3 protein-coding genes and 1 pseudogene are annotated in these 3,288 nt (G+C 54.3%); 1 reads left to right on the forward strand and 3 read right to left on the reverse strand.

Annotation, left to right across the window (positions count from 1 at the left end; genetic code table 11):
• The 3 genes and pseudogenes from ABX962_RS33170 to ABX962_RS33180 all read right to left on the reverse strand — a co-directional run.
• A pseudogene (locus ABX962_RS33170) lies at positions 1-1,421 on the reverse strand ([protein-PII] uridylyltransferase); the annotation flags it as partial.
• A gap of 350 nt (positions 1,422-1,771) precedes the next feature.
• A complete protein-coding gene (locus ABX962_RS33175) occupies positions 1,772-2,110 on the reverse strand; it encodes a P-II family nitrogen regulator (protein WP_146592695.1) in 339 nt (112 codons plus the stop codon).
• Positions 2,111-2,312: 202 nt separating this feature from the next.
• Complete coding sequence (locus ABX962_RS33180) at positions 2,313-2,864, reverse strand: cob(I)yrinic acid a,c-diamide adenosyltransferase (RefSeq protein WP_372725967.1); 552 nt, start codon at positions 2,862-2,864, stop codon at positions 2,313-2,315.
• A gap of 121 nt (positions 2,865-2,985) precedes the next feature.
• On the opposite strand from ABX962_RS33180, the gene ABX962_RS33185 reads away from it, so the two are divergent.
• On the forward strand, positions 2,986-3,288 hold a 303-nt coding region (locus ABX962_RS33185; RefSeq protein ID WP_372725968.1), incomplete at its 3' end, for an NUDIX domain-containing protein.

The following is a 3,288-nucleotide window of genomic DNA, read 5'->3' on the forward strand; positions in this document are numbered from 1 at the left end:
ATCGCGGTGGGTTGATCTTGCAAATCGGTCGCCGCTTCGACCGAGCGAATGCAATGCACGTCGACGGTAAATTTGTGATAGGCATTGAACTGCAGCAATCCACGCGTCCGTTCGAACGCAGGAATGAACTGCTCAATGATCCTTAACTCATGCAATCGCCGCAACAATTCCGCTAACCGTCCGGGGCGGCTTAGCAGCGACAAAAACGCGCCAATCGAATTTGGATCTGGAACCGAAGCAGGACGCTCCTGCATCGCCAAGCGGATCGCTTGCCACGTTTGGTGCGTGATCCGTCGGCCGTGCTGGTTTGCCAAAAACATCAAACGCAACACATCCGGCAAACTCGATGCAAACTTCTCGAGATGAGCATTGGGAACCCAGATATGTGTGGGACCAAGCCGAATATTTTCGGAGATCGTGCGAGAGAAGATTTTTTCCAGCAGGTGATAAACAAGCGGACGAGCAAGTGAATCATCGGCGAAAAACCCGGACGCGTAACGAACCGCCCGGGTGTTTTCAAAGTAGTCCTGCATGAACTGTTCGACCGGCAACTTTCCCTCTTCGCCGGGATAGTTCCATGCACTGGCAATTTCCATTTGCATCGGACGATCCAAAACGTCCTGGCTCTTCTTTTCGCGGAAATGGATTTCATTGCGAACACGCAACATAAACTCCGCTGCTTTTCGCAGCACCCGATAATCCTCTTCGGGCAATCCACCGAGCTTCACCAATTTTTCAAGATCGGTTTCGCCATAGCGAGCAAACCCGATCCAGCGAATTAATTGAATATCGCGTAGTCCGCCCCGCGAGCGTTTGACATTGGGACGCAGCAGATAATTGGTTTCGCCCCATTTGCGGCGTTCCTCACGCCGCGCCGCGACACAGTCGTGGATCAGTCTCTTTTGACGCCGCATCGCGCCTTGTCGCAACGCGTTGAAATACTTGCTATAGACCTGCAAACTGCCTGACAACAAGCGGGACTCGGTCAACGACGTGAACACCACAGGATCCTGCCACGCTAACATGCAGGCTTCGCCAACCAAGCGAATCGAAAAGCCCACGACGATCCCTGCGTCGACGAGATCTCGTGTCAAATTCGTCGCGACGCTGTTGGCAAGATGTTCCGATCCCCGCGTCGTCAACAACATTAAATCGGCATCGGAATAGGGTGCCAGGTCCCGCCGTCCGAATCCTCCGTGTGCCACCAGCGCGAGACCGCTGACGGCGCGATCATCCTCGCACTGCTCGATCGCATCGCTCCACACGTCCAGCACAATGTCGTCGTACAGATCCGCAAGGCGGGCCGAGACGAGAATCCCTTGGGAACCCGATTCGTGTTGTATCTGAGCCTTTGCCCGGCCCTCGCGAAGACGTTGGCGGCAGCGGATGACGACGGGACGTAATGAAGTGCTTGCAGCCATGAGCCATAAAGGAAAAGAAGCGACTACAGTCACTGGTGCGCGTCGGTGATCGCACGACCGGAATCGACCCTGGTCATGGACCGCTAAATCCTCGATCGCCGATTCGATCGCCAACCGATTCCACGAGTGTCCGCGACATCCATCGACACCGAGTCTCGATGAACATTGATTGAAAACAGAATGGCAACGCCAACGCATCACGCGACGGCGCTGCGAGACATCGATTCGCCCACCTTCCACCTCGGTGTCAAGAATCAAGTCTCTTTGTTAACGCCCTAATCGAGTCAACGCCGCGACGAGACTAACGTTGCGACGAGGTTCATGTTGCGATCGATGAGGGCATCGCCACATTACAGGGCGTCTTCGCCGCGTTCACCGGTACGAATTCGAATGGATTCTTCGAGGTTGGTAACAAAAATCTTTCCGTCACCAATCTGCCCTGTCTGGGCCGTTTGCAAGATGGTGTCGACCACCATTTGCAGGTTCTCGTCGGTGCAAATCACTTCGATCTTTACTTTCGGAACGAAATCGATTGCGTACTCGGTCCCTCGATAAATCTCGGTATGCCCTTTTTGCCGTCCAAATCCACGCACCTCACTCACGGTCATGCCGTGCACACCATGGTCGGTTAAGGCATTCTTGACGTCCTCTAGCTTAAAATGACGGACGATGGCTTCGACTTTCTTCACAACGATACCTCGCTAAAACTTGATTCCCAGACCAACAACGGCACTCCGACCGTTTTGGACATATTGTACACTGGCGAGCACACCCCACCAGCGGTCGCAAAGTCACGCGAATCCGCCCCAAAATCGCGAACGCAGCCACCCCGTCGCCTCTCTGCAAGCGAAGGAGGGCGGCTTATCTTCGGCGCGAGCTCTCGCATCTAGCTTACTTCGGCCGCTGCCAAGGGTCGTCCTCGACATTGGCATCGAAATTGGCGACCCGAGAAAGCACAAACAATAAATCGCTCAATCGATTTAAATAAACAATCAACTCCTCTGACACACTCGCCTCGTGCCGCCGCACCAGCGTGACCACGCGTCGTTCGGCGCGGCGGCAAATCGAACGTGCCAAATGCAAATGGGTCGCTGCTGCGACGCCGGCCGGCAGGATGAAATTTTTCAGCGGTGGCAAGACCGATTCATGTTCGTCGATCCACCCCTCCAACTGTTTGACATGCACCTCATCAATGATCCGCATCCCATGTTCGTCTGGGTTCGGCGTCGCCAACTCCGCTCCGATCGAAAACAGGGCATGTTGAATTTGGCACAACTGAGAATCCATCATCGATGAAACGCCGGCCGAGCGGACCAAGCCGAGCGCTGCATTGAGTTCATCGACGGTTCCATAGGCTTCGATTCGATCGTCGTCTTTGGCGACTCGCGGCCCGCCAAACAGCCCCGTGCTGCCCGCATCGCCCGTGCGTGTGTAAATTTTCATTTCGATGCAATCACTTCTGGTTTGACAAACGACACGGGGTTAACGAAGAACACGGATTTGCCCCTTCCCTCTATGTTGTAACCTTTTGGACATCCACGATCCACAAAGAGACGATCCCCTGATGAAAGTATCTCCCGATGGCGGCGTGCGTGCCGCAGGCATTCTACTGATGCTGAAAAGTCCCACGCGAGAATTTCTGTTGATGCGGCACCCTACGCGGTGGGATCTTCCCAAAGGCCACTGCGAAGCGGGAGAATCGTTTCAGCAAACGGCGCTTCGCGAAACCCAGGAGGAAACCGGCATTGATCCCTCCGACATCGAAATCGACCCCGAGTTCCGCTTCGAAATTCGCTACCCGGTATCCTATAAAAAAACAGGCTCACAAGTTTTTCAAAAAACGGTTCAATATTTCCTGGGGTATTTG

This window comes from Novipirellula sp. (assembly GCF_041583735.1).
Taxonomy (GTDB): Bacteria; Planctomycetota; Planctomycetia; order Pirellulales; family Pirellulaceae; genus Novipirellula.